At 37.4% G+C, this 2,237-nt stretch carries 2 protein-coding genes; both read left to right on the top strand.

The features are described 5' to 3' along the window. Positions 1-118 precede the first annotated feature (118 nt). Positions 119-982, top strand: coding sequence for an aminoglycoside phosphotransferase family protein (locus WB217_RS13990; protein ID WP_423993833.1), 864 nt, complete (start codon positions 119-121; stop codon positions 980-982). 321 nt (positions 983-1,303) lie between these two features. Continuing rightward, positions 1,304-2,237 (top strand): PucR family transcriptional regulator ligand-binding domain-containing protein (locus tag WB217_RS13985; RefSeq protein WP_423993832.1); only part of this gene is annotated, 934 nt, incomplete at its 3' end.

Here is a 2,237-nt window from a genome sequence, read left to right as displayed (position 1 = left end):
ATGTTAAAATGTTTTTTATGGAAGAAATGCTGTCATTTGGATATTGTCAAAAAGGGAGAGTTCTTCGAATGTCGATTAGTATACAAGGGAGAGCAGTATAATAAGGAGGGTAAGTTTGATGTTAAATCGCGTCATTCCACAATTTGGATTGCAGGTGAAATCCATTCATAATGTTGAAGATTCCCATAGTTCAACAGTTTATAAATGTTCTTTGTATAATGGTGAAAATGTTTTTTTGAAAATCCCTTATACCAAATTGAAGTGTCAGCGGGAGTTAGAAGCCTATGATGTTTTAAAAGGAAGAGTTTCCATTCCTGAATTATTGGATTATTGGTCTGGTGATGAAGAGTGCCCTGGTGCTTTTTTATTATCTGAATTAAAAGGAAAACCGTTAACATCTGAGGCTTCACCAACAGTAGCGTTTCAAGTTGGGGTCCTTCATGCCAAGATGCACACTATTTTGCCGCCTGCTGCTCAGGTGTTAACCGGCATACAAAATGAATTTCCGAACTGGTCTAATTTTATTGAACAGCAATTTTATAGTTTTGCTGAGGATGTTAGGGAAGTTTTGGATAAACAATTATACAAACAAGCCATTGAAAAATTTGAAAAAATGAAACAACACCTTCCCCCTCCAGATGGACCAAGCTTTATACATATGGATTTTCGTCCAGGAAATATCATTGTTGATGGTAATAAAGTTTCAGGCATGATCGATTTTGAAAGCGTACGGTTTGGTTCAACAGAAATCGATTTTACCAAGCTGTATCGTGATTTTTTACGCTTCGATTTAACTCTGTATCAAGCCTATCAAGAAGGCTATAACAGTATCAGACCATTAATTGATCTAGAAATTGTCTTGCCTTTTTATCGATTTACAGATGCCTTCAATAGTATTGGCTGGTGTAAACGTCGTGGAATAGAAAAAAACGCTTTATTTCTAGAAGAGAATTTAGCGATTTTAAAAACATTTTTACTATAAATTTGGGGAGAAAATGCATTATTCGCCTTTCGATACTTGTTTTGAGTAGGGATTCACTAAAAGTAACAGGTACAAGAGCTTAAGAAGTGTGCTGCCAACCAGTAGGGGCACGTTATGTGAAGAATTATTTTACTTACGGGTAATGGATATGTAAATAAGACCATCGAAATGTGATGGTCTTTTTTTCATTTCTTAATATCAATCTATTTTTGTCTGACTGAGTTATTTTATTAAATATTTTAAAAATACAGAAAACGACAAAAAATTCTGCAGGTTTCCGCTAGTATTAAAAGATAACTACTCATTAAAGGAGATTTTGCTTTGAATTCTTACCTCACTGTAAATGACCTTTTACAAAGAAAGCACTTTGAAAACATTGAAGTTGTTGCGGGCCATAATGGGCTGAGCCGGATGGTGAAGTGGGTTCATGTGGTAGATGTGACGAAAATCAGAAACCTGTTGAATGGGAATGAACTGATTTTATCGACTGGGCTTGCCTGGAAGGAGGACAAGGAGTTATTCCTTTCCGTTGTTGAGCAATTAATCGATTCGAATGCGGCAGGGCTTTGCATTGAAATTGGTACATATACGACTTTGCTGCCAACTGAGATTATCGAACTTGCCAATGAGCACCATTTCCCGATCATTCTTTTTAAGCAAGAGGTTCCATTCGTAGAAATCACCCAGGATATCCATACTCTCCTAATCAATCACCAATATCAAATGATTTCAGACTTAGAAGGCTATTCACAAGCACTGAATAAGAAACTTTTAACGATTGAAGATCATAATGAAATCCTCACTTTTATCCAACAATACTTAAAAATTCAGGTTATCACCATATTTAGCAATCATGAAATACAATTCACCCCTAAAGTTACCGAAAAAGAACAAGGAGAAATTTTGAATATTATTGAAAGCCATGCAATGGGCTCACCATCCCCGTTGCTGGCAAGTATTCCTATTCAGCTGCTTGGTGATAATCATGCAGAGCTTATTATCCTCTCTAAAGACAGAGCTTTAACCGATTTTGACCAGCTGATTTTGGACCGGACGGCAACTGCACTCGCTCAGTTTTTACTAAGAAAGCATTATGTTGAGGAAAAGCGGCGGGCAGAGGAAACTGAATGGCTGATGAGCTGGCTGGAGGGCGAGTATGGCGAGGAGTCAATTCAAGAATATCTTGCCTATCATTCACCAGCAGTCAAGCCTAAGGGGGCGTTTGTCTGCCTGTGCAAACTTAACCCATATGAGC

Source organism: Mesobacillus sp., from assembly GCF_049588175.1.
Classification (GTDB): domain Bacteria; phylum Bacillota; class Bacilli; order Bacillales; family Cytobacillaceae; genus Mesobacillus.
The sequence above is the reverse complement of the archived record's forward strand: the minus strand, read 5'-3'. Positions and strand labels throughout refer to the sequence as shown.

Excerpts from the sequence above, each read along its gene's own strand:
- WB217_RS13990 (WP_423993833.1), top strand. The coding sequence starts at position 119 with ATGTTAAATCGCGTCATTCCACAATTTGGATTGCAGGTGAAATCCATT.